The organism is Streptomyces sp. NPDC030838 (assembly GCF_055572035.1).
Window position 1 is genome coordinate 88,583 of record NZ_JBVIED010000002.1, and the last position, 24,303, is coordinate 112,885.

The window sequence follows — 24,303 nt, forward strand, 5'->3', positions numbered from 1 at the left end:
GACATTTCGAGGACAAAGGCCTGCCGGGTGTCAGCGGTACTCCTGCCGGGCCTTCACCAGGTCGAAAAGCTCGTCGAGCCGGTCGAAGCCGTCGGGCAGCACTCGCTTGATCGCGTTGCGCACCTTCCGCTCCCGCAGCGAATGGCCCACCCAGGCATGCGGCTTGGAGCCCAGCACCGCCGCGTCCACGTCGGCGGCCGGCTGCTCGTCGGGGCGGAAGAAGTCGATCAGCGCCCGGCGCGCCCCGTTGTCGGCCCAGGCCGGGTACGTGCGCGTGGGGTCGGCGTCCCCGCTGCCGAGCCGTGTGGCGGCCTCCAGCAGCCGGTCGAGGTACTCCTGGTACGCGAGCGCGCCCCTGCGCTGCTGCTCGATCACGGTGTCGAGCAGCTCCGACATCGAGCCGTAGTACGCCGGGTTCGTGGCCCGCTCCTCGGCGATCCGCCTGCGTACGGTGTTGACGATCGTCCCGGTGACGGCACCGGGGCTGTTCCTGATCCCCTCGGGCAGCCGGTCGAGGGCCTCGGCGCCCAGTTCGGTGATGAGCTGGACGAGCCCGGTGTTCTCGAAGCGGGAGACGGTCTCGGACGCGTCGGCCTGGATGTAGGTGTCCAGCAGGAACCGCATGCCGGCCTCGTACTGCTTGAAGTCGACGGCCTCGCCGGCGCCGAGCTTCACCTCGTCGCGTACGGCCGCGTAGTGCCGGATCTCCTTCCGGATGGCCTCGGCCTCCCGCTCCGGGTAGCCGGCCTCGCCCATGTCGTTCGCCAGGTTCGCGTAGGCGCGCGTCACCGCGGCGACGGCCTTGTACAGCTTGACGCGCCTGGGTTCGTTGGCCTTGAGCTGCTCCGTGTTTCCCTGTTCGGCGGCGCAGAAGTACTGCTGGTACTGGAGCGTGTTCCGGGGCGGCGCGACCGGCTCGCAGAGCGTCCGGACCCGCTTCAGGGCCTCGTCCAGGTCGTCCTTCGCGCGGCCGATCCGGCCGGCCAGCAGTCCCTCGACGTCCTGCGGGGCGTACCCGTCGAGCGCTCCCGAGGTGTAGTCGGTGATGGCGCTGCGCAGCGAGTTGAACAGGTCCTGGTAGTCGACGATGTAGCCGACGTCCTTGTCGTCCCCGTCGAGCCGGTTGACCCGGCAGATGGCCTGGAACAGGCCGTGGTCGCGCATCTTCCGGTCGATGTAGAGATAGGTGGCGCTCGGGGCGTCGAACCCGGTCAGGAGCTTGTCGACGACGATGAGCAGCCGCATCCGGCCGGGCTCCTCGACGAACTGCCGCTTGACCTCGTTCTCGAACTGCTCGACCTTCGTCATGGCGACGTCCTCGGGCTCTCCGAAGTGGTCGGCGAGCATCCTGCGGTAGACGTCGTACTGGCGGAGCTTCTGCGTCCGGCCCGCGCCGGAGTCCTCCTTGGATATCTCCGCCGCGTTCGGGACGTAGCTGGTGACGATCGCGCACCTGTCCCCGAAGCCCGCGTTGCGGAACAACTCGTAGAACGTGCAGGCCTGGTGGATGGTCGCCGCGACGAGCAGGGCGTTGCCCCGCCCGTCCATCAGGCGGGGCCTGGTCTCCATGTCGAGCAGGATGTCCTGCACGATCTGCTTCGCCCGGGGCTCGGCGGAGACGACCTTCCGCATCGTGGCCCAGCGCTTCTTCAGCCGCGCCCTGGAGATGTCGGTCATCCCCCTGGTCCGGGCCTCGAACCACCGGTCCACGTGCGCGGGCGACGTCAGGTGCTGGTCGATGTGGCGCGCCTCGTACCGCAGGTCGAGGACGACACCGTCGTCGACGGCCTCGTCGAACTTGTACGTGTGGATGAACGAGCCGAAGGCCTCCCTGCTGGTGGCCTTGTCCGCCTTGAGCAGCGGCGTGCCCGTGAAGCCGATGAACACGGCGTCCGGCAGCAGCTTCCTCATCGCCTCGTGCATCAGGCCGGACTGGGTGCGGTGGGCCTCGTCGACGAAGACGACCAGATTGCCCTTGGCCTTGAAGTCCTTGGGGAGACGGGCGTTCAGCTCCTTGATGAAGTCGATCTCCGCCGTGTCACCGGTCCCGCCGTCCGCCGGGTCGCGGAACTTGTGCATCAGGGAGCAGATGAGCCACTCGGTGGACCTGTTCAGTGTGTCCAGGAGATCCGCGCCGCTGCCGGTGCGGTAGATCTGCTCGTCGACCCCGTTGAAGACCTTCTCGATCTGCTCGTCCAGCTCGGTGCGGTCGGTGATCAGCAGCACCCTGGCGTCGTCCAGATGCTCCCGGATCCACTTGGCCAGCCACACCATCGTGAGCGACTTTCCCGAGCCCTGGGTGTGCCAGATGATGCCGCCCTCACGCCGGGCGAGGCGCTCCTGCGCCGCCTTGACGCCGAAGTACTGGTTGTGGCGGCAGGTCTTGCGCACCCCCGCGTCGAAGACCGTGAAGTCGTGGACCAGTTCCAGGAGCCGGTCCTTGCCGCACAGCTGGAGCAGCGCGCGGTCCAGCGGCTCGGCGACCTCGGACGGCTCCTTCCACTCCAGCCAGTACTTCTCGGGCGTCTCGATGGCGCCGTAGCGCAGGCCCTCCACGTCGTTGCCGGCCAGCACCAGCTGGACGGTGGCGAAGAACGACCGGATGAACTCCGGCTTCTGGTTGCCGATGGTCTGCCGGATGCCCTCGCTCACGGCGACCCGGGACCGCTTGAGTTCCAGCGTCACCAGGGCCAGACCGTTGACGTAGAGCACGAGGTCGGGCCGCTTGGTGCGCCGCCCGACGACCGTGACCTCCTCGGCCACGGCGAAGTCGTTGGCCTGGACGTCCTTCCAGTCGACGAGCCAGACGGTCTCGTACTGCCTGTCGGCGCCCGGCTTGACCTTCACTCCGTAGCGCAGCAGCTCGTAGACGGCGCGGTTCGCCTCGTACAGTCCGCGTCCGGCCCCGAGCGCGGCGGCCTTGCGGAGCCGGTCGATCGCCTTGGCGACGAGCGTGGCGTCGTAGCCGCGGGCGCGCAGGTTCGCCTCCAGCAGCCCGACCTCGATGTTCGCGTTGCCCTCGCGGTCCTGCCAGTCGCCGAGGTACCGGTACCCCAACCGCTCGGCGAACAGCCGGACGACCCGGTTCTGCGTCCTGCGCTCGATCTGCCCCACGTCGCTCACGACGCTCCTTCTCCCTCCCCCTGGACAGGCAGCCGCGTCCGTCCCGTGAGCAGCTCCTGCATCATTCCGGTCCTGATGGCCCGCGCCTTGGCCAGCCGGCGCTCCAGCGCCTCGATCTCCCCGTCGACGGCGGTGAGCGCCTCGGCGACGGCCTCCTGTTCGCGCCGGTCCGACGGCACGGAGACCTCGAGGGAATGCGCGTCGTTCCGGTTGAAGGTCGGCACTCCGGAACCGCTGGCGAAGCGTTCGAGGCCGAGGTGGGTGAGGAAGTAGTAGGCGAACCTCGCGTCCACCTTCGCGAAACTCGTCACCCACAACGACGTGTTGTGCGGCCAGTAGTCGCCTTCGACGTAGTGCACCTTGCCGATCGTCCCGGAACGCCCGGTGACGACGCCCGGGCCCTTCACCATGGCCACCGCGTGGTGCCGGGCGATGCCGTTGGAGTACACCACCGGGTACGGCCCGTTCACGACCCTGGAGTTCGGCAGGTCGAAGCCTCGCTGCAGCGGCATGAACTCCTTGAGCGGCTTGGTGCTCCACGCGGCGTGGTAGCGGGGCCGGTCGTCCTCCGCGGGGCGAGCGTCGGGCGCCCGCGGGACGCCCATGTCCGCGAGATGGCGTTCGACCCTCTCCTCGACCCGGCGCAGCTCCGCGCCGAGTTCGGTCACCGTGTGGGCGTAGCGCTCGCCCAGCTGCCTGATGCGGGCCACCAGGCCGAGGGTGAGCGACTCGACCTCGGACGTCACCCGGCGCATGACCTCCGCACGCCACTTGTCGTCCAGCACGAGGGTCCGCACCTCGCGCTCGGTGAGCTCGCCGTACTTCCGCAGCGTCGCGAGGTGCAGCGCCGTCTCGGCCTCCCTGGCGGCCTTCCGGGCCGCCGCCTCCACGTTGTACAGCCCGATCAGGTGGGTCAGGGCCGCCACCTCGTCGGGGTCCGCGCCCTCGTGCCGCGCCTTCTTCAGCCGGTCCCCGGCGCGGGCCTTGTTGATCTTGTCGTCGGCCATGGCCTCCGCCAGCAGCCCGCCCTCCACGGCGTGCTCCTCGACGTACTCCTCGACGGCCCGGCTCGCGTCCTCCGCCGCCGCCATGAGCGCGTCGACCTCGGCCTGCTCCTGCGCGAAGTACCGGCCGACGACGAGGGACGGCGGGACGAGGTCCATCTTGTACTTGGCGGCACCCCGGCCCGTGCCCACGACGAGGTCGGGCACCTCCGAGAACCTGCGGTCCTTGTCCACCGTGATCACCCGCGGCCGGGCGGCGGCCGACCAGCCGTCGTTCATGATCATGAAGACGTCGTCGTGCATGACGTCGTGCCAGTACGTCATGAGCCGCTCGTAGATGTCGTACTCGCTCACCAGGGGCACCGGCTTGAAGCGGGCGAGCAGGTCGTCGCCGAGGGCCGCGACGAGGTCGTTCGGCTGGGTGTCGGCGTCGATGCCTTCCAGTCGCTCGCGATGGGCCTCGAACCACTCGGCGGTGCGCTCGCGGGCCGCTTCGGCGAACGTCCGGAACTCGGGCGAGTCGAGGATCGCCGACTGGACCCTGCCGACCTCGATGGTCAGATCGCTGTACCCGGGACGGTTCGGCCGGAACAGCCGGCCGCGCAGGTGCGGAAAGGCGTCCCAGTAGCCGCCGAGCGCGTCGAGGTCGCGGTCCGGGATGCCGCCGTGCAGATGGGCGTGCAGGTCCTGGACGTCCTCGGGCTCGGAGGAGTCGATGTAGCGGGGGAGGTTGAGGTTGTAGTCGTTCCTCGGGTCGGCGATCTCGGACAGCGGGACCATCCGCGAGTAGCCCTCGATCTCGGTCCGCCGGGTGAAGACATCGACGATCTTGTGGATGTCCTGGCTGCGCAGCCGGTTCTTGGGGCCGTCCTTCATGAAGCCCCGGGAGGCGTCGATCATGAAGACGCCGGTGCGGCCGTCGGCGTCCTCCTTGTCCAGGACGATGACGCAGGCGGCGATGCCCGTGCCGTAGAAGAGGTTCGGGGGAAGGCCGATGATGCCCTTGACGAACCCCTTCCTGAGCAGCCGCCGCCGGATGTCGGCCTCGGCGTTGCCGCGGAAGAGCACACCGTGCGGGAGGATGACCGCCGCCTTGCCCGTGTCGTTGAGCGACGTGAGGACGTGCAGCAGAAAGGCGTAGTCGCCGTTCTTCTCGGGCGGGCGGCCGTACGCGAAGCGGCCGTAGTCGTGCTCCAGCCCGTTGCTCCAGGACTTGAGCGAGAACGGCGGGTTGGCCACGGCGAAGTCGAAGGTGTCGAGCGCGTCGCCGTCGGTGAAGCCCGGGCTGGTGAGGGTGTCGCCCTTGAGGATCAGGGCGTCCGCGTGCCCGTGCAGGATCATGTTCATCCTGGACAGGGCCCAGGTGGCGTTGTCCTTCTCCTGGCCGTAGATCGTGATGCCGCGCGGCGCCTCGGCGGCGACCTTCAGCAGCAGCGAGCCGGAGCCGCAGGTCGGGTCGTAGACCGTCTGGTCCTGGCGGGTGTCCCTGGTGATGCCGACCACCTTGGCCAGCACCCGGGAGACCTCGGCGGGGGTGTAGAACTGGCCCTTGCTCTTGCCCGACTCCGTGGCGAAGTGGCGCATCAGGTACTCGTAGGCGTCGCCCAGCAGGTCGTCGCCCTCGGCACGGGAGCCGCGGAAGTCCAGGTCGCTGAAGATCGTGACGAGCTTGGAGAGCCGGTCCTGCATCTCCTTGCCCTTGCCGAGCTTCTCCTCGTCGTTGAAGTCGGCGAGGTCGATGACGTTGCGCAGGTCGTTCGCCCCGGCGAGGGTGCCGATGATCTCGTTGAAGCGGGCGCCGATCTCCTTGTCGCCCTTGGCGGCGACCATGTCGTCGAAGGAACCGCCGGGCGGGACGTCGATCAGGCTGTCGGGGTCGGCCTTCGCCTTGTCCGAGACGTACTTCACGAACAGCAGCGTGAGGATGTAGTCCTTGTACTGGCCGGCGTCCATCCCGCCGCGCAGCTCGTCGCAGCTCTTCCACAGCGAGCTGTAGAGATCCGTCTTCTTGAGGGCCAAGGTTGTGCTTCTGTTCTTCCTGGTGCCGCGTGTCTCAGACGTCGCAAGGGTAGTGGAGGGGGAACAGAAAGGGGCCGGACCCGAAGATCCGGTCTCTGGCCTGGGGCTCCTCGTCGGGTGTCACACGTTGAAGCGGAATGTCTGCCACATGGTCCTGACCTGCGGCGGAGCTGCTCTCGGACCGCTGACCAGCATTTTTCCCGCTTTATAGCGTTGGCCTCCGACGAGTGTGTACGAGCATCCTGCGGACTCTCTGCGGACTCCCGGGCCCCCACCGAGCGGGGCAGATGCACGCCCTAGCGCCGGATCGTCGACGAGGCCGCGCTGATGGCTGGGGCTCCGTGGCGTCGAGCTCGCGCTCGACCGCCGCGTCGCGAATCGGCCGGAGCGCCGCCCGCACCGCATCGACCGCCCTGCCGTGGCCATCGACCACCGACTGGGCCGGCCTCGTGCAGCCGGACCCCCTCGCGACCGTGTCTGCTCGCCACACGCCACGCGCCCGCCCCTCTTCTCCCGGCCCCGCCGGAGGCGCTCCGCAGCACGTGGCGTCAGCGCACGGCGAGGCGACGGGCGGACGCGCCCTGAAGCCGCCGGCGTCGGCGACCACGCTTACAGGGTCGGCACGTCAAGGCGATGGTGACGTGAGTCACTCCCCAGAGCTTCCGTGCGGCGACCTCCCCCACACGGCGACTCGTCCCCGAGCCCCTCCAGCAGCAAGAACGCGACAGCTCCGTCGCGCAGTCCGACTGCGCACCGGTCATTCGTACAGCGATGAGAACGATTGGCACGCCATATCAACCCGCGTGGGTTGCTAGGTTTATGACACCTCGACAGAAGAGGTTGCCGGAGGAGTTACGCCGCATCAGCGGCATGCCGACTGCGCAGCCACACTGCGCATGTCTACTCAAGCTGGTACCGGCAGCCACGTATGCGATCAGCCGACCGAAGTGAAACGCCCGAGCGAGGAGTTCCCAGTGGAGAGCACGGATGCGCACGGCCCCGCCGCAGAGGTCGTCGACCGACTGTGGCGGGCGTATGCACCCTTTCAGCGGGGCCGGAGCACGGACCGCGACCTCACCGCGATGCTCGCCGTCCTGGTGCTCGCGAGGTTCATCGACTCTGCGAACGACCCGGGTGACGAACTGGTCAAACGGTGGTCCAGAGCCGTTGCGGAGGCACAGACCGGGTATCCACCGCTGAGGGACCTGAATGACGCGCTCTTCCTCGCCTCCAGGCACGACCGCTTTCCCGTGCTCGCGCCCTGGAATCCGGAGAATGTGTTCGCCGGCAAAGGCGAGGCGGAGGACCTGCCATGGGTGGCGGCCTTCCTCGCCGCGCTCCAACAGCCCCCTACAGCCGCCGAGGCCGGAATCGAAGAGGTCGCCGACCTGCTCCTGGAACGGTACGTCGCGGAGGGCACCGCTCAGACGGGCGAGTACCACACCCCGCGCACGCTCACGCGACTGCTCTCGGAATCCCTGTCCCCCCAGCCCGGCGATCGTGTACTCGACCCCGCCTGCGGCACCGGGGGGTTCCTCGCCGCCGCCGCGCGGCACATCGCACAGCAGGGTCACGTTGGCGGCGCCTCGTTCGAGGGTTACGCCATGGATCACCGCAACCCCCAGCTGGCCATGCTGAACCTGGCCCTGCACGGGATCGACCGGCCCCTGGTACGTGCCTCCGATCCCGGGTCACTCTTCCGGAGTCTGGGCAACGGCATGGCCGAACTCGTGCTGTGCAACCCGCCGTTCAACCAGCGCGTCCAGGGTCTGGAACACCTCGACTGGCCCTTCGGCCCACCCCCCGAGTCGAACGCGAACTTCGCCTGGATCCAATTCGCGTGGACCCGACTCAGCGAGAAGGGGAAGGCCGCCCTGATCATGCCGTCGGGCGCCGCCTCCGCACGCGGTCGCGCAGCGGAGATCCGCAAGGCGATACTGGCCGAAGGCGCGCTTCTCGCCGTTGTCGCACTACCGGCCGATCTCTTCTCCCACACGACGGTCCCTGTGCACCTCTGGCTACTCGCCCGTGACAAATCCCGCCACGTCCCCGTCGGTGAAACCGAGTCCGTCCTCTTCATCGACGCGAGCCAACTCGGCACGCAGGCTCCGCGCCGAGCCTGTGAGCTCGGCCCGGCGGACAGGGACCGCATCAGCGGCCGGTTCCACGCCTGGCTGCGGTCTCCCCGCGCGACCCCCGACGAACCCGGATTCTCCTGCTCGGTCTCGTACGACGAGATCCTGGAGAACGACGGCTGCCCCCTTGACCCCCGGCTGTACGTGGCACCTGCCCGGGAGCAGCCAACCGCGGCGCTGGACACACGCCGCCTGCTCGACGAGCTGGTGAATCGCGCCGAATCGACAGCCGGCGCGACGGCCCACCTCTGCAAGAGCTTCGACCGGAGCGAGCGGGTGGCGCGCGGCGAGACGGAAGCCCCGCGTGTGCCACTCCGGCGCCTGGTGGAGGGCTCCGCAGAAGGGCTAGTCGAGGCCCCGGGCCTGCTGCTCGCGGGACCGTCGGGAAGTCTGATCCGCGCCGACCACTACGTCGACGTCGGCGGCGTACCCGTGGTGATGCCCAAAGACCTGACCGGAAGTGGCTTCAGCACCGCGAGCATCCGGTGCATCAGCGAGCGACAGGCCATGGGGCTGGAGCGCTTCCACCTCCGCCCCGGCGATGTCGTCATGGCGCGCCGGGGAGAGCTGGGACGAGCCGCCGTCGTCCGTGAGGAACAGAATGGCTGGGTGTGCGGCACAGGGTGCTTCCTGCTGCGTCCCCCCGCCGGGCTCGACGCCGACTACTTCGCCGCGTACTTGCGGGGTCTGGAGGCACGTGCGTGGCTGGAGGCCCACTCCACCGGGAGCATGAAGATGAAGACCATCTCCCTCGACGTGCTCCGTGAGCTGCCCGTGGTACTGCCCGGCCTTGCCACCCAGCAGGCGATCGCCGACACGATGAAGCGGCTGGACGAACACGAGCGCCTGCTGCGCGAACAGCTCGCCCTGACGCAACGCATCCGTCATGACGCGCTGGACGGAGGCATCCTCCCCACGCCGTAGGAACTCGCGGCCGTGGCGAGGCGTGGATCGGAGGCTCCGGGGGAGCACCCGGCTCGCCGCCGCCACAGCCGCTACCGTGAAGCCATGACCGCACTACCCGACTGGATGCGCCCGCCCCGCGCGGAAGGCTGGTTCGCGGAGGACCTGGATCACCTCCCCGAGGCACCGCGCCACACGGAGCTGATCGACGGAGCCCTCGTATTCATGATGTCGCCCCAGCGGTCCTGGCACGGCCGCCTCGTCACTGCCCTGACCACCACGCTCATGGAGCAGGCGCCGGCCGGCGTCGAGGTCGAGCGGGAGATGACGATCCGCCTCGATGCCCGCAACCGTCCCGAGCCGGACCTCTTGCTGACGGACCTGCCCTACGACCCCGACCGCACCTGTTACGCCCCCGAACACGTGCACCTCGTCGTGGAAGTCGTCTCCCCCGAGTCCGCCCACCGCGACCGCACGGTCAAGCTCCGCAAGTACGCGGAGGCCGGCATCCCGCACTACTGGTGCATCGAGGACGAGGACGGCGCACCCGTCGTCCACGTGTACGAGCTCGACGAACCAACGGGCGTCTACGCGCCCGCCGGCATCTTCCGGGGCGCCCTCCAGCGCCCGGTGCCCTTCGAGATCAGTGTCGACCTCGACAAGCTCACACCTCCCCGGAGCGGCTGAAAAATCAGCACCGGGTCAGCACCTGAACGTGGAAGAGGCCGGACTCGCCGGAGTCCGGCCTCTCCTGAGCCGCATGTCGACCGAAGATCTCACAAGCGGTATCGGGACGAACGACTACACGTTGAAGCGGAACTCCACCACATCGCCGTCCTGCATGACGTAGTCCTTGCCCTCCATGCGGGCCTTGCCCTTCGCGCGGGCCTCGGCGACCGAGCCGGCCTCGACCAGGTCGGCGAAGGAGATGACCTCGGCCTTGATGAAGCCCTTCTGGAAGTCGGTGTGGATGACACCGGCGGCCTCGGGGGCGGTCGCGCCCTTCTTGATCGTCCAGGCGCGGGACTCCTTGGGGCCGGCCGTCAGGTAGGTCTGGAGGCCGAGGGTGTCGAAGCCGACGCGGGCGAGGGTGGCGAGGCCGGGCTCGTGCTGGCCGACGGACTCGAGGAGCTCCAGGGCCTCGTCCTCGTCCAGCTCGGCGAGGTCGGCCTCCAGCTTGGCGTTGAGGAAGATGGCCTCGGCGGGGGCGACCAGGGCGCGCTGCTCGTTCTTGAAGTCCTCGTCGATCAGCTCGTCCTCGTCGACGTTGAAGACGTAGAGGAACGGCTTGGTGGTGAGCAGGTGCAGGTCGTGCAGCAGCTCGGCGCGCTCGGAGCCCTGGACGATGCCGTGCGCGAAGAGCGTGTCGCCCTTCTCCAGGATCTCCTTGGCCTCCTCGACGGCCTTGACCTTGGGCACGACGTCCTTCTTGATCCGCGACTCCTTCTGGAGCCGGGGCAGGACCTTCTCGATGGTCTGGAGGTCCGCGAGGATCAGCTCGGTGTTGATCGTCTCGATGTCGTTCTTGGGCGAGACCTTGCCGTCGACGTGGACGACGTTCTCGTCCTTGAAGGCGCGGATGACCTGGCAGATCGCGTCGGACTCGCGGATGTTCGCCAGGAACTTGTTGCCCAGGCCCTCGCCCTCGGACGCGCCGCGCACGATGCCGGCGATGTCGACGAAGTCCACGGTGGCCGGGAGGGTCCGCTCCGACTTGAAGATCTCGGCGAGCTTGTGCAGGCGGGGGTCGGGGACGCCGACCACGCCGACGTTGGGCTCGATCGTGGCGAACGGGTAGTTGGCCGCCAGCACGTCGTTCTTGGTCAGGGCGTTGAACAGGGTCGACTTGCCGACATTCGGCAGACCGACGATTCCGATCGTGAGCGACACGTTGCGACTTCCCGTACGTGAGAGGAGGACTGGCGGAGTGGGCCGATCCACCAGTCTACGGGGTGCCCGCCCCGCCCCGGCGAAGTACCGAACGCCTGGCCGAGCCGGGACGCACGGCGTGTCGGACGGGCTATTCGGCACATAAACCGACCTAAGTTGGGCCAGTGGAGCAACACAGGACACGCCCCCCGCAGCCCGGACCCCGCCGCGGCACCCCACCGCCCCTGCCGCCGCAGGTGCCCCGCGGCGGTACGCGTACGCCCCGGCAGGCCCAGCCGGGACAGCCACGCCCGGGACAGCCGCGCCCGGCCCGCCCCGGCGCGCAGCGCGGTACGGCACCCGCCCGGCGTCCCGCTCCCGAACCCGCCCGGCGCCCCGCTCCCGCTCCGGCCCGGGCGACGCGCAGGCTGCCCAACCCCCGGCTGACCGGTCTGGGCTGCGGCCTCTTCTGCGGCGCGCTGATGCTGGCCCTGGGCTTCCTGGACCGCCTGCTCTTCGGGGCCTCGCCGCTGGTGTACGGCGTGCTGTTCCTGCCGGTGTGCGTGCTGACCGCGGTCTGGGTGCGCCGGGGCGACCTGGTGAGCGCGCCGGTCGTCGTCCCGATCGCCTTCGCCCTGGGCCTGCTCCCCCTCGCCACCGGCGACGGCCTCGGCGCCCGCCTGATGGCCCTGTTCACCGCCCTCGCGACCCAGGCCGGCTGGCTCTACGGCGGAACCCTGCTCGCGGGCTCGATCGTCACCGTCCGCAAACTGAAGCTGATGATCCAACGAGCCACGACGCCCCAGCATCACCACCCACCGACCGGCGCCTGACACCGCCCGACAGCACGGGCCATCTCCGCACGCCTTACGCCGCCCGACAGCGTCCGCCCCTCCGTACGGCCACGCGCCTGGCGGCGGCCGAGTCGCGTATCCGGCGGGCCCTGGCCGACCATCCGCCCCGGCGGCTCATCCACGGCCGGCCCCTTCCGCGGGACCCCGACCTCACCCGGCCACTGCTGCCTACACCGGCAGGTCCCGGTCGGCCCCGCCGGCATCCGGTCCGCGCCCGGACGGGCCGCGCCCGGCGGCGCGCGCCGCTCGTCGTCGGGACGGGGAGTTTCCGGCGGGGTCAGGACCCGTCGGCCTGCCTGTCCTTCGCCGCGTGCATCGCCGCCCCCACGATCCCCGCGTTGTTCTGCAGCTCGGCCGGGACGATCTCGGCCTTGATGCCCTCGATGAAGTGCAGGAACTTGTGGGCCTTGCGGCTGACGCCGCCGCCGATGATGAGCAGTTCCGGGGAGAAGAGCATCTCGACGTGCGCGAGGTATCTCTGGACCCGGAGGGCCCACTCCTGCCAGGACAGGTTGTGGTCGTCCTTGGCCTTGCTGGAGGCCCGCTTCTCCGCGTCGTGCCCGTGCAGCTCCAGATGGCCCAGCTCGGTGTTGGGCACGAGTGTGCCGTCGACGAAGACCGCGCTGCCGATGCCGGTGCCGAAGGTGAGCAGGATGACCGTGCCCTTGCGGCCGCGTCCCGCGCCGAAGGCGACCTCGGCGACGCCCGCCGCGTCGGCGTCGTTCACCACCGTCACCGGCAGGCCGCCGAGCCGCTGGGAGAACAGCGCGCGGGCGTCCGTGTCGATCCAGCTCTTGTCGACGTTCGCCGCCGTACGCACCGTGGATCCGCCGGTGACCACGCCCGGGAAGGTCAGCCCGACGGGCCCCGTCCAGCCGAAGTGGTCGACGACCTGCTTGACGCCGTCGGCCACCCCGTCCGGCGTCGCCGGGTGCGGGGTGAGCACCTTGCAGCGCTCCTGCGCCAGGTCGCCCCTGTCCAGGTCCACAGGGGCGCCCTTGATTCCGGATCCGCCGATGTCCACGCCGAAGATCTGCATGGCTCTACGTTACGACGGACGACTGACAGTCACTCCCCCGACGTCACTCGCCCCGACCGTCACTCCCCGGCCGGACCGGCCCCACCGCGCTCGGCGACCAGCGCGGCCGCCTCGTCGCGCAGGTCCCGGCGCAGCTCCTTCGGCAGCGAGAAGGTGATGGACTCCTCGGCCGCCTTGACGATCTCCACGTCCTCGAAGCCGCGCTGGGCCAGCCACTCCAGCACCTGCTCGACCAGCACCTCCGGCACGGACGCACCCGAGGTGACGCCGACCGTGGACACGCCCTCCAGCCAGGCCTCGTCGATCTCGTCGGCGAAGTCCACCAGGTAGGCGTCGCGGGCGCCCGCGAGCTTGGCGACCTCCACCAGCCGCTTGGAGTTCGAGGAGTTCCGGGAGCCGACGACGATCACCAGGTCGGCCTCGGCGCCCATCTGCTTCACCGCGAGCTGACGGTTCTGCGTGGCGTAGCAGATGTCGTCGCTCGGCGGGGAGATCAGCTGCGGGAACTTCTCCTTGAGCGCGTCGACGGTCTCCATGGTCTCGTCGACGGAGAGGGTGGTCTGGGAGAGCCAGACGACCTTCGACTCGTCGCGGACCTCGACCTTCGCCACGTCTCCCGGCCCGTCGACGAGCTGGATGTGGTCGGGGGCCTCGCCGGAGGTGCCGATGACCTCCTCGTGGCCCTCGTGGCCGATCAGGAGGATGTCGTAGTCCTCGTTGGCGAAGCGGACGGCTTCCTTGTGGACCTTGGTGACCAGCGGGCAGGTCGCGTCGATGGTGGCCAGCTTGCCGCGCTTGGCCTCCTCGTGGACGACCGGGGCGACACCGTGCGCGGAGAACATCACGATGTTCCCCGGCGGGACCTCCTCGGTCCGCTCGACGAAGATCGCGCCCTTCTTCTCCAGGGTCTGCACGACGTACTTGTTGTGGACGATCTCGTGGCGGACATAGATCGGCGCCCCGTACTGCTCCAGGGCTTTCTCGACGGCGATCACGGCGCGGTCCACACCCGCGCAGTAGCCACGGGGGGCGGCGAGCAGGACACGGCGGCCAGGCGAAGCAGTCATGGCACCCATCGTAAGGCCGCGTTCGGGGGGTCAAAGATCGCGTCCCCGTCGCGTCGCCGGGGAGACTGGCCTGAGCTGGGAGGGGCGGGACGCGACAGTACGGACGGGACGCGCGGAGGAACTGATGTCCGATACCGGCACGGCGGTCCCCCGGGCCGACGAGCACCACGAGCTGCGCCGCAGCCTCGGCTTCCGCGACCTGGTGGTGTACGGGCTGCTGTTCATCGCGCCGATGGCCCCGGTGGGTGTGTTCGGCACCCTGGACGCCCGCTCGCACGGCGCGGTCGCGCTGGTCTACGTCGTCGCCACGGTCGCGATGGCGTTCACCGCGTTCAGCTACGCCCAGATGGTGCGGGTCGTCCCGCAGGCGGGCTCGGTCTTCGCCTACGCGCGCGTGGCGCTCGGCAAGGAGGCCGGTTTCGTCGCCGGCTGGATGGCGATGCTGGACTATCTGCTCATCCCGGCGGTCGCCTATCTGTTCTCCGGGATCGCCATGGAGGCCCTGGTCCCGGAGGTCTCGCGCTGGGTGTGGACGGCGCTCGCGGTCGTCGTCACCACGCTGCTGAACCTGTGGGGCGTACGGGTCGCCGCGCGCGTGGGATTCGCCGTACTGGCGATGGAGATCGTGGTCCTGCTGGTGTTCGTGGTCGCCGCGATCGTCGTCCTCGCGCGGGACGGCGCCGAGCGGGGCTGGCTGTCTCCGCTGTCCGGGGACGGCACGCGGGGCGCGTTCGCGCTGTCGGCGGTGATCGGGGCGGTGTCGATCGCCGTGCTGTCGTATCTCGGTTTCGACGCCATCGCCACCTTCGCCGAGGAGGTGACCGGCGGCCCGGCGAAGGTGGCCCGCGCGGTGCTGTTCTGTCTCGCCCTCGCCGGTGTGCTCTTCGTCGCCCAGACCTATCTGGTGGCGCTGCTGACGCCAGTGTCCTCGGCGGAGCTGGCCGCCGACCCCGCGCGGCAGGGCTCAGCGTTCTACGACGCGGTGAACGCCTCCGTCGGGACCTGGCTGCACGATCTGGTGGCCGTCAGCAAGGCGATCGGCGCCGCGTTCGCCGCGCTGGCGGGGCAGGCGGCGGCGGGACGGCTGCTGTTCGCGATGGGCCGCGCCCGGCGCCTGCCGCGGGCGCTGTCGCGCACGGACGCCGGGGTGCCGCGCGTGGCGCTGCTGTGCGCGGCGGTCATCACGCTGGTCGCCGCGGTGTGGGCGGCCCGCCGGGACGACGGGATGGACCATCTGGTGTCGGTGGTCGACATCGGCGCGCTGACCGCGTTCACCCTGCTGCACGCGAGCGTGTTCGGGTGGTTCGTGGTACGGCGGCGAGGCCGTCCGGTGAGCTGGTGGCGGCATGTGCTGGTGCCGGTGCTCGGGGCGGCGATCACCGTCGCCGTGATCGTGGAGGCGTCGCGGCCGGCGCAGGTCGTGGGCGCGATCTGGTGCGCGGCCGGCCTGGTGGTGCTGGCCGTCCAGCGGAGCCGCCGGGGAGACGTCGAGGCGGCGCCTTGAGCCACGAGACGCGTCACGCCGGATTGTCAGTCGCTGCCGTTACGCTCACCAGCATGGCTGTGAACACATCCCCGGAATCCCCGCTCCCCGTCGGTGAGGTGTCGCGGCTCATCGGGGGGTGGATCGACCGGCTCGGCGCGGTGTGGGTCGAGGGGCAGATCACGCAGTTGTCGCGGCGGCCGGGGGCCGGCGTGGTGTTCCTGACGCTGCGGGATCCGTCGTACGACATCTCGGTGAGCGTGACCTGTTACCGGCAGGTGTTCGACGCGGTGGCCGACGTGGTGAGCGAGGGCGCCCGGGTGGTCGTGCTCGCGAAGCCCGAGTGGTATGCGCCGCGGGGGCAGCTGTCGCTGCGGGCGGCCGAGATAAGGCCCGTGGGCGTGGGCGAGCTGCTGGCGCGGCTGGAGCAGCTGAAGAAGGCGCTGGCGGCCGAGGGGCTGTTCGCGCCGGAGCGCAAGAAGCCGCTGCCCTTCCTGCCGCAGCTGATCGGCCTGGTCTGCGGCCGGGCGTCGGCGGCGGAGCGGGACGTGCTGGAGAACGCCCGGCACCGCTGGCCCGCCGTCCGCTTCGAGGTGCGCAACGTGGCCGTGCAGGGCGTGCACGCGGTCCCGCAGGTGGTGCAGGCTGTGAAGGAGCTGGACGAGCTCGACGACGTGGACGTGATCATCGTCGCGCGGGGCGGCGGCAGCGTGGAGGACCTGCTGCCGTTCTCCGACGAGCAGCTGGTGCGCGCGGTGGCCGCCTGCCGTACGCCGGTGGTGTCGGCCATCGGCCACGAGCCCGACAACCCGCTCCTGGACCATGTGGCCGATCTGCGCGCCTCCACCCCGACCGACGCCGCCAAGAAGGTCGTGCCGGACGTCGGCGAGGAGTTCGAGCGGGTGCGGCAGCTGCGCGACCGGGCGCGGCGCTGCATGGAGGCGTTCGTCGACCGCGAGGAGCGCGGGCTGGCGCACGCGCTGGCGCGGCCGGTGATGGAGAATCCGCACCGGATGATCGACGAGCGCGCCGACCTGGTGGACTCGCTGACCGAGCGGGGCCGCCGCTGCCTGGGCCATCTCCTCGACCGCGCCGAGTCCGAGCTGACCCACACCCACGCGCGCGTGGTGGCCCTCTCGCCCGCGGCCACGCTCCAGCGGGGGTACGCCGTACTGCAGAAGGCCGACGGGCATGTGGTCCGCGATCCCGGCGAGGTCACCGCGGACGAGCCGCTGCGCGCGCGGGTGGCCGAGGGCGAGTTCTCCGTACGAGTCGAACCTAGGGTGGGTGGATGACCAGCAAGGTGGAAGAGGCGCTCGGGTACGAGCAGGCCCGGGACGAGTTGATCGAGGTCGTACGACGGCTGGAGGCCGGCGGTACGACGCTGGAGGAGTCCCTGGCGCTCTGGGAGCGCGGCGAGGAGCTGGCCAAGGTGTGCCGGCGCTGGCTGGAGGGGGCGCGGGCGCGGCTGGACGCGGCGCTGGCCGAGGAGGCCGCGGCGGAGGAGGCCGAGGCCGCCGAGCGGTAGTTCGCCCGGGGTCCGGAAGCGTGCGGGCTGTGAAGCGGATCACCACGCCCCGCTTTTGGTTGAACGTTGAACTTCACTGACGTACTGTCGATGCCGTTCAGCACCACGTTCGAAAAGGTTCAGCCATGTCACTCGTTCTTGACCCCGCCGCCCAGGACCTGCTCTTCCGCGAGGCCCGCACCGCGAACACCTTCACCGACGAGCCGGTGACCGACGAGCAGATCCAGGCGATCTACGACCTGGTCAAGTACGGCCCGACCGCGTTCAACCAGTCCCCGCTGCGGATCACCCTGGTCCGCTCCGCCGAGGCCCGCGAGCGCCTGGTCCGGCACATGGCCGAGGGCAACCAGCCGAAGACGGCCACCGCCCCGCTGGTCGCGATCCTCTCCGCGGACAACGAGTTCCACGAGGAGCTGCCCGCCCTCTTCCCGCACTTCCCGCAGGCCAAGGACGCCTTCTTCGACGAGCGCCCGGTGCGTGAGAACTCCGCCCTGCTGAACGCCAGCCTCCAGGCCGCCTACTTCATCGTCGGCGTCCGCGCCGCCGGTCTGGCCGCCGGCCCGATGACCGGCCTGGACTTCGAGGGCGTCCGCAAGGAGTTCCTGGACGACGACCACACCCCGCTGATGGTGGTCAACATCGGCAAGCCGGGCCCGGACGCCTGGTTCCCGCGCTCGCCGCGCCTGGAGTTCGAGCAGGTCGTCACGACCGTCTGAGCCCCTGGCACCAGACGACCGTCTGAGGCCCCCGGCACCAGGCACACACAGCACACAAAAGGGCCCCGGCAACTCGCCGGGGCCCTTTCCCGTCGCCCTGTACGGGGCGGCTCACGCCAGCTTCAGCGCCGCCGCCATCTCCGCCAGCTGCTCGAACGAGCCCGTACCGGCCACCACGGTCGTCACGCCGCCCTTGGCGTCCGCGTCATCCGCCGACAGCACCAGAGCGTCGTAGCGGCCGCCGGTCCAGCGCGTCCACGTGCGGCCGCCGATCTCCTCGGTGGCCTTCGTCTCGTGCGCGCCCTGGGTCGCCTCGTCGATGAACCTCGAGCGCTTCTCCGTGGACTGCTTGACCTGCACATACTCGCCGTCGGGCGCGTGGAAGCCCAGGTGCCACATGTTGTTCTCGACGCCCTGGAAGCGCACGGACGTCGCCGTCCAGCCGTCCCGCAGGCCCTCCGGCGCGGCCACCGGGTAGGGCGCCGCACGGCGGGCCGTGATCAGCTCGACGCGGTAGTCGACCGGCTTGACCGGCGACCCACTGCCGTCGTGCGGGACGAAGAGGTAGATGACCCCTGCCGCGAGCACGGTCACGCCCAGGGAGAGCACCATGCTCCGGGCCGTCTTCTGCTTGCCGTTCGTACCTGCCACGCCCCTATCGTCGCAGGTGCCCTGGTCCGCTCATCCGTGGGGTGCACTGCTCAATTTGTCACCCTGACGATAGAGTCATGGCCAACACCCTCATCCGGCCGTCGTCGTATCAGAAAGGTGCGCTCCGATGACCGAGCATCATCTGCCGTCCGAACTCGATGTCCCCTCCGAGGCCCCCGACCGCAACCTCGCCCTGGAACTGGTCCGCGTGACCGAGGCAGCGGCGATGGCCGCCGGCCGCTGGGTGGGGCGCGGCGACAAGAACGGCGCCGACGGGGCCGCGGTGCGCGCCATGCGGACCCTCGTATCCACCGTCTCCATGAACGGCGTCGTCGTCATCGGCGAAGGCGAGAAGGACGAAGCCCCGATGCTCTTCAACGGGGAGCGCGTCGGTGACGGGACCGGGCCCGAGTGCGACATCGCCGTCGACCCGATCGACGGGACCACCCTCACGGCGAAGGGCATGCCGAACGCCATCGCCGTGCTCGCGGCGGCGGAGCGCGGGTCGATGTTCGACCCGTCCGCCGTTTTCTACATGGACAAGCTGGTCACCGGGCCCGAGGCGGCCGACTTCGTCGACATCAACGCGCCTGTCTCGGTGAACATCCGGCGGGTCGCCAAGGCCAAGCGGTCCGCGCCCGAGGATGTGACGGTCGTCATCCTCGACCGGCCGCGGCACGAGGGGATCATCCAGGAGATCCGGGAGACCGGGGCGCGGATCAAGCTGATCTCGGACGGCGATGTCGCCGGGTCGATCCTGGCGCTGCGCGAGGGCACGGGCGTGGACCTGCTGCTCGGCATCGGCGGTACGCCGGAGGGCATCATCTCGGCCTGTGCGGTGAAGTGCCTGGGCGGCACCATCCAGGGCAAGCTGTGGCCGAAGGACGACGAGGAGAAGCAGCGGGCGATCGACGCGGGGCACGATCTCGACCGGGTGCTGACCACGGAGGACCTGGTCACCGGGGAGAACGTGTTCTTCGTGGCGACCGGGATCACCGATGGCGAGCTGCTGCGGGGTGTGCGGTACCGGTCGGAGACCGCGACGACCGACTCGATCGTGATGCGGTCGAAGTCGGGGACGGTGCGGCGGATCGACTCGGAGCATCGGCTGAGCAAGTTGCGGGCGTACAGCGCGATTGATTTTGATCGGGCGAAGTAGCGCCTACTGAGTGGGGGGGTGTGGAGCGTGGGCGGCTGCGGGATGTCTGTGGTTGATCGCGCCCACGCGGCGGAGCCGCATATCAAACACAGCCCCGCGCCCCTGGGTGAGTCACCGCGCCCGGCGTGCAAAACGAACCCCCACATGCAGAACAGAAGGGGCGTCTCCTGTGCGGAGGGGACGCCCCTTCTGTCTGTGCGTCAGCCGGCTGCGGCTATGCGGTTGGTCGCCCGGGCCGCCTTCTTCAGTTCCAGGTCGCGGCGGCGGCGTCGGGCCAGGACCACGCGGCGTTCGGCGGCGGTGAGGCCGCCCCAGACGCCGTACGGCTCGGGCTGGAGCAGGGCGTGCTCGCGGCACTCGACCATCACCGGGCAGCGGGCGCAGACGCGCTTGGCCGCCTCCTCGCGGGACAGACGCGCGGCGGTGGGCTCCTTGGAGGGGGCGAAGAACAGGCCGGCCTCGTCGCGCCGGCACACCGCCTCGGTGTGCCAGGGGGCGTCTTGATCCCTGTCTCGCGCTGGCACCCGCGGGGCCGGAACGGCAGCTACCTGCAGGGACGAATGCGGCGGTTGCAGCACGGTCTACTCCTGACGACGGCTTCGCGAGCGAGAGACGATGCAGCAAGGTCTACCCGCTGTACGCGCGCCTATGCAGGGAGTCCCCGACCGGCGGGTCGGTATCCGCCGCCCCGCCGGATCGACAGCCGTCAACGGTCGAGATGCCTGCGCACACTCCGGTCGACCTTGCGCTGGACGCGGTCGAGGATGTCCGCGACGAGCCTGCCCCGCCTCGGGCGGGCCTCCACACTGCCGAGGATCGCCCAGCCGTCGACGTACACGACCGGCGCGTCCGGGTCCTCGGCGTCGAGCGGGTCCACCTCGAAGGAGCCCAGGACACCGCCGCCGGTGCCGCGCAGCGACACGTTCTCCGGCACGCTGACCTCGACGCTTCCGAACACCGAGTAGGCCTTCACCACGACCTGCTGGTACTCGAAGAGCGCCTCGCTCAGATCGATCTCCACACTGCCGAAGATCGCGTACGCGTGGATCCGGCGCCCGGCCCGCCAGCGGCCCTTGCGCATCGCACTGCTGAACACCGCGACCACGTTGTCGTCCGGGTCGGCGGGTATGGCACCGGCCGTGGGGCGGCCGGCCGCGTGGGCGTACGCCGGGGTCGCCCGCCGCTGGTGCGCACCGGGCAGGTCCCGGATGAAGAGCTCCAGCTCACCGACCGTCTTGGCGGCCAGCACGCCCTCCACCCGCTCGGCGTGCTCCTCGGCGGTGAGGCGGCCCTCGGCGAGGGCGTCGCGCAGCAGGTCGGCGACGCGGTCGCGGTCGGCGTCGGACGCGCGGAGCTCGGAGGCGCGGAGTTCGGAGGCGGTGGGCGCGGTCTGCTTCTGAAGGTCCACGAGCATCAGCGTAGCGAAACACGATAGATCGCGATAGCCCCCCGCGGTTTCCAACTGAGCCTTACCTCACAGGCTCGCTGTCGTAGGCAGGTTCTACGCTGGTGGACGCTGCCAATGGAGGCCAGCCGCTGTCTGTCGTGAGTGAGGAATGGGCGAGATGCCTGAGTTCGCGTACACCGATCTGCTCCCCATGGGAGAGGACACCACCCCGTACCGGCTGGTGACCTCCGAGGGTGTTTCCACGGTCGAGGGACCGGACGGGCGGACGTTCCTGAAGGTCGAGCCGGAGGCGCTGCGGAAGCTGGCCGAGGAGGCGATCCACGACATCCAGCACTATCTGCGGCCGGCCCACCTGGCGCAGCTGCGGCGGATCATCGACGACCCCGAGGCGTCGAGCAACGACAAGTTCGTGGCGCTGGACCTGCTGAAGAACGCGAACATCGCGGCGGCGGGCGTGCTGCCGATGTGCCAGGACACCGGTACGGCGATCGTGATGGGCAAGCGCGGGCAGAACGTGCTCACCGAGGGGCGGGACGAGGAGGCCCTGTCCCGGGGCATCTACGACGCCTACACCAAGCTCAACCTGCGGTACTCGCAGATGGCTCCGCTCACCATGTGGGAGGAGAAGAACACCGGGTCGAACCTGCCGGCCCAGATCGAGCTGTACGCCACCGACGGCGGCGCCTACAAGTTCCTCTTCATGGCCAAGGGCGGCGGCTCCGCCAACAAGTCGTTCCTGTACCAGGAGACGAAGGCGGTCCTGAACGAGGCCTCCATGATGAAGTTCCTGGAGGAGAAGATCCGTTCGCTGGGCACGGCCGCCTGCCCGCCGTACCACCTGGCGATCGTGGTGGGCGGTACGTCGGCGGAGTACGCGCTGAAGACCGCGAAGTACGCCTCCGCGCACTACCTGGACGAGATCCCGGCCGAGGGCTCGCCGCTCGGTCACGGCTTCCGGGACAAGGAGCTGGAGGAGAAGGTCTTCGAGCTGACGCAGAAGATCGGGATCGGCGCCCAGTTCGGCGGCAAGTACTTCTGCCATGACGTGCGGGTCGTGCGGCTGCCGCGGCACGGCGCGTCCTGCCCGGTCGCCATCGCCGTCTCCTGCTCGGCCGACCGGCAGGCCGTCGCGAAGATCACCGCCGAGGGTGTCTTCCTGGAGCAGCTGGAGACCGACCCGGCGCGGTTCCTGCCGGAGACGACGGACGAGCACCTCGAGTCGGACGGCGACGTCGTCAAGATCGACCTCAACCAGCCGATGGACGACATCCTCGCCGAGCTGACCAAGTACCCGGTGAAGACCCGTCTGTCCCTCACCGGTCCGCTGGTCGTGGCCCGTGACATCGCGCACGCCAAGATCAAGGAGCGGCTGGACGCCGGCGAGGAGATGCCGCAGTACCTGAAGGACCACCCGGTGTACTACGCGGGTCCGGCGAAGACGCCGGAAGGCTACGCCTCGGGTTCCTTCGGTCCGACGACCGCCGGCCGCATGGACTCCTACGTCGAGCAGTTCCAGGCGGCGGGCGGCTCCAAGGTCATGCTGGCGAAGGGCAACCGCAGCAAGCAGGTCACGGACGCGTGCAACGCCCACGGCGGCTTCTACCTCGGCTCCATCGGCGGGCCCGCCGCCCGCCTCGCCCAGGACTGCATCAAGAAGGTCGAGGTCGTCGAGTACGAGGAGCTCGGCATGGAGGCCGTCTGGAAGATCGAGGTCGAGGACTTCCCGGCGTTCATCGTCGTCGACGACAAGGGCAACGACTTCTTCCAGAACCCGGCGCCCGAGCCGACGTTCACGCACATTCCGGTGCGGGGACCGGGCCTGGCGTAGGCCTGTGCACCGGACGGGAGCCCGCGCGGGCTCCCGTCCGGCCCAACCCCCGGAACATCGTGCCGGCCCCGATCGCTATAGCCGGTATGAGCGAATACCGCATCGAGCACGACTCCATGGGCGAGGTCCGGGTCCCCGCGGACGCGAAGTGGCGGGCGCAGACGCAGCGGGCGGTGGAGAACTTTCCCGTCTCCGGGCAGCGGATCGAGCGGGCCCACATCGAGGCGCTGGCGCGGATCAAGGCCGCGGCGGCGAAGGTGAACGCCCGGCTGGGGGTGGTGGACAAGGACGTCGCGGAGGCGATTCAGGAGGCCGCCGCGGAGGTGGCCGAGGGGCGGTGGGACGAGCACTTCCCCGTGGACGTGTTCCAGACGGGGTCCGGGACCTCGTCCAACATGAACACCAACGAGGTCATCGCGACGCTGGCCAGTGAGCGGCTGGGGAAGGCCGTTCATCCGAACGACCACGTCAACGCCTCCCAGTCCTCCAACGACGTCTTCCCGTCCTCGATCCACATCGCCGCCACCGCCGCCGTCACCCGCGACCTGATCCCCGCCCTGGAGCATCTCGCCGCCTCCCTCTCCCGCAAGGCCGAGGAGTTCGCCGATGTGGTGAAGTCGGGGCGTACGCACCTCATGGACGCCACCCCGGTCACGCTGGGGCAGGAGTTCGCGGGGTATGCGGCTCAGGTGCGGTACGGGATCGAGCGGCTTCAGGCGTCCCTCCCCCGGCTCGCCGAGCTGCCGCTCGGCGGCACCGCTGTCGGCACCGGCATCAACACGCCGCCCGGGTTCTCCGCCGCCGTCATCGAGGAAGTCGCCCGCGCCACCGGGCTGCCGCTCAGCGAGGCCCGCGACCACTTCGAGGCGCAGGGCGCCCGGGACGGGATCGTGGAGACCAGTGGGCAGTTGCGGGTCATCGCCGTATCGCTGACGAAGATCGCCAATGATCTGCGGTGGATGGCCTCCGGGCCGCGCACCGGTCTCGCCGAGATCTCCCTGCCCGACCTCCAGCCCGGCTCCTCGATCATGCCCGGCAAGGTCAACCCGGTTATCCCCGAGGCCACCCTGATGGTCGCCGCGCAGGTCATGGGGAACGACGCCACCATCGCCGCCGCGGGGGCCGCCGGGAACTTCGAGCTCAACGTCATGCTGCCGGTCATCGCGAAGAACGTCCTCGAGTCCGTCCGGCTGCTCGCCAATGTGTCGCGGCTGCTCGCCGACCGGACCGTCGACGGGATCACCGCCAACCGCGAACGCGCCCGCGAGTACGCCGAGTCGTCGCCCTCCGTCGTCACCCCGCTCAACAAGTACATCGGGTACGAGGAGGCCGCCAAGGTCGCCAAGAAGTCGCTCGCGGAGCGGAAGACCATCCGTCAGGTGGTCCTGGAGGGTGGGTACGTGGAGCGCGGTGACCTCACCGTCGAGCAGCTGGACGAGGCGCTGGACGTCCTGCGTATGACACATCCGTAACCGTCGGTTCCGCACGTGTGAACCGTGACGCGCACCGCAGCGTCG

At 69.8% G+C, this 24,303-nt stretch carries 18 protein-coding genes; 10 read left to right on the forward strand and 8 right to left on the reverse strand.

What is annotated here, in order from left to right; translation table 11 throughout:
- Positions 1-30 precede the first annotated feature (30 nt).
- Both ACZ42A_RS07490 and ACZ42A_RS07495 read right to left on the reverse strand, forming a co-directional pair.
- Entirely contained in the window at positions 31-3,123 is a 3,093-nt protein-coding gene (locus ACZ42A_RS07490; protein WP_468526234.1) for a type I restriction endonuclease subunit R, read from the reverse strand.
- The gene (locus ACZ42A_RS07495; RefSeq protein ID WP_468526235.1) at positions 3,120-6,146 is read right to left on the reverse strand and encodes a type I restriction-modification system subunit M; all 3,027 of its coding nucleotides are present in this window, start codon (positions 6,144-6,146) and stop codon (positions 3,120-3,122) included. Before ACZ42A_RS07495 ends, ACZ42A_RS07490 begins: the two co-directional genes overlap by 4 nt.
- A 1,082-nt stretch (positions 6,147-7,228) precedes the next feature.
- On the opposite strand from ACZ42A_RS07495, the gene ACZ42A_RS07500 reads away from it, so the two are divergent.
- Positions 7,229-9,205: a type I restriction-modification system subunit M/S gene (locus tag ACZ42A_RS07500; RefSeq protein ID WP_468526236.1), complete on the forward strand. Its 1,977-nt coding sequence runs from the start codon at positions 7,229-7,231 to the stop codon at positions 9,203-9,205.
- Between the two features lie 84 nt (positions 9,206-9,289).
- Positions 9,290-9,871, forward strand: a complete 582-nt coding sequence (locus ACZ42A_RS07505) for a Uma2 family endonuclease (protein ID WP_468526237.1) — start codon at positions 9,290-9,292, stop codon at positions 9,869-9,871.
- A gap of 114 nt (positions 9,872-9,985) precedes the next feature.
- Here the strand turns inward: ACZ42A_RS07505 and ychF are convergent, their stop codons facing one another.
- Complete coding sequence (gene ychF, locus ACZ42A_RS07510; RefSeq protein WP_468526238.1) at positions 9,986-11,074, reverse strand: redox-regulated ATPase YchF; 1,089 nt, start codon at positions 11,072-11,074, stop codon at positions 9,986-9,988.
- Between the two features lie 164 nt (positions 11,075-11,238).
- Between ychF and ACZ42A_RS07515 the strand changes: the two genes are divergently transcribed.
- Positions 11,239-11,886, forward strand: coding sequence for a DUF6542 domain-containing protein (locus tag ACZ42A_RS07515; RefSeq protein ID WP_468526239.1), 648 nt, complete (start codon positions 11,239-11,241; stop codon positions 11,884-11,886).
- A 298-nt stretch (positions 11,887-12,184) separates the two neighbouring features.
- Here the strand turns inward: ACZ42A_RS07515 and ppgK are convergent, their stop codons facing one another.
- Positions 12,185-12,946, reverse strand: a complete 762-nt coding sequence (gene ppgK, locus ACZ42A_RS07520; protein ID WP_468526240.1) for a polyphosphate--glucose phosphotransferase — start codon at positions 12,944-12,946, stop codon at positions 12,185-12,187.
- Positions 12,947-13,005: 59 nt separating this feature from the next.
- On the reverse strand, positions 13,006-14,022 hold the full coding sequence (locus tag ACZ42A_RS07525; protein ID WP_468526241.1) for a 4-hydroxy-3-methylbut-2-enyl diphosphate reductase: 1,017 nt from the start codon (positions 14,020-14,022) through the stop codon (positions 13,006-13,008).
- Positions 14,023-14,137: 115 nt separating this feature from the next.
- Between ACZ42A_RS07525 and ACZ42A_RS07530 the strand changes: the two genes are divergently transcribed.
- The 4 genes from ACZ42A_RS07530 (at position 14,138) to ACZ42A_RS07545 (ending at position 17,740) form a co-directional block, all read left to right on the forward strand.
- On the forward strand, positions 14,138-15,517 hold the full coding sequence (locus ACZ42A_RS07530) for an APC family permease (RefSeq protein ID WP_468526242.1): 1,380 nt from the start codon (positions 14,138-14,140) through the stop codon (positions 15,515-15,517).
- A gap of 53 nt (positions 15,518-15,570) precedes the next feature.
- Entirely contained in the window at positions 15,571-16,791 is a 1,221-nt protein-coding gene (xseA, locus tag ACZ42A_RS07535; protein WP_468526243.1) for an exodeoxyribonuclease VII large subunit, read from the forward strand.
- On the forward strand, positions 16,788-17,024 hold the full coding sequence (locus ACZ42A_RS07540) for an exodeoxyribonuclease VII small subunit (protein ID WP_073940243.1): 237 nt from the start codon (positions 16,788-16,790) through the stop codon (positions 17,022-17,024). Before xseA ends, ACZ42A_RS07540 begins: the two co-directional genes overlap by 4 nt.
- A gap of 125 nt (positions 17,025-17,149) precedes the next feature.
- Positions 17,150-17,740, forward strand: a complete 591-nt coding sequence (locus tag ACZ42A_RS07545) for a malonic semialdehyde reductase (RefSeq protein WP_468526244.1) — start codon at positions 17,150-17,152, stop codon at positions 17,738-17,740.
- 111 nt (positions 17,741-17,851) lie between these two features.
- Here the strand turns inward: ACZ42A_RS07545 and ACZ42A_RS07550 are convergent, their stop codons facing one another.
- Entirely contained in the window at positions 17,852-18,391 is a 540-nt protein-coding gene (locus ACZ42A_RS07550) for a DUF4245 domain-containing protein (RefSeq protein WP_468526245.1), read from the reverse strand.
- Between the two features lie 127 nt (positions 18,392-18,518).
- On the opposite strand from ACZ42A_RS07550, the gene glpX reads away from it, so the two are divergent.
- A complete protein-coding gene (gene glpX / locus ACZ42A_RS07555; RefSeq protein WP_468526246.1) occupies positions 18,519-19,550 on the forward strand; it encodes a class II fructose-bisphosphatase in 1,032 nt (343 codons plus the stop codon).
- A 200-nt stretch (positions 19,551-19,750) separates the two neighbouring features.
- Here glpX and ACZ42A_RS07560 read toward each other — a convergent pair whose 3' ends face one another.
- Both ACZ42A_RS07560 and ACZ42A_RS07565 read right to left on the reverse strand, forming a co-directional pair.
- Positions 19,751-20,128 carry a WhiB family transcriptional regulator gene (locus tag ACZ42A_RS07560; protein ID WP_468526247.1) on the reverse strand — a complete coding sequence of 126 codons (378 nt, stop codon included), beginning with the start codon at positions 20,126-20,128 and terminating at the stop codon, positions 19,751-19,753.
- 128 nt (positions 20,129-20,256) lie between these two features.
- Positions 20,257-20,958, reverse strand: a complete 702-nt coding sequence (locus ACZ42A_RS07565) for a DUF1707 SHOCT-like domain-containing protein (RefSeq protein ID WP_468526248.1) — start codon at positions 20,956-20,958, stop codon at positions 20,257-20,259.
- A gap of 157 nt (positions 20,959-21,115) precedes the next feature.
- Between ACZ42A_RS07565 and ACZ42A_RS07570 the strand changes: the two genes are divergently transcribed.
- Positions 21,116-22,786: a fumarate hydratase gene (locus tag ACZ42A_RS07570; RefSeq protein ID WP_468526249.1), complete on the forward strand. Its 1,671-nt coding sequence runs from the start codon at positions 21,116-21,118 to the stop codon at positions 22,784-22,786.
- Positions 22,787-22,872: 86 nt separating this feature from the next.
- Positions 22,873-24,258 carry a class II fumarate hydratase gene (locus ACZ42A_RS07575; RefSeq protein ID WP_468526250.1) on the forward strand — a complete coding sequence of 462 codons (1,386 nt, stop codon included), beginning with the start codon at positions 22,873-22,875 and terminating at the stop codon, positions 24,256-24,258.
- Positions 24,259-24,303 lie beyond the last annotated feature (45 nt).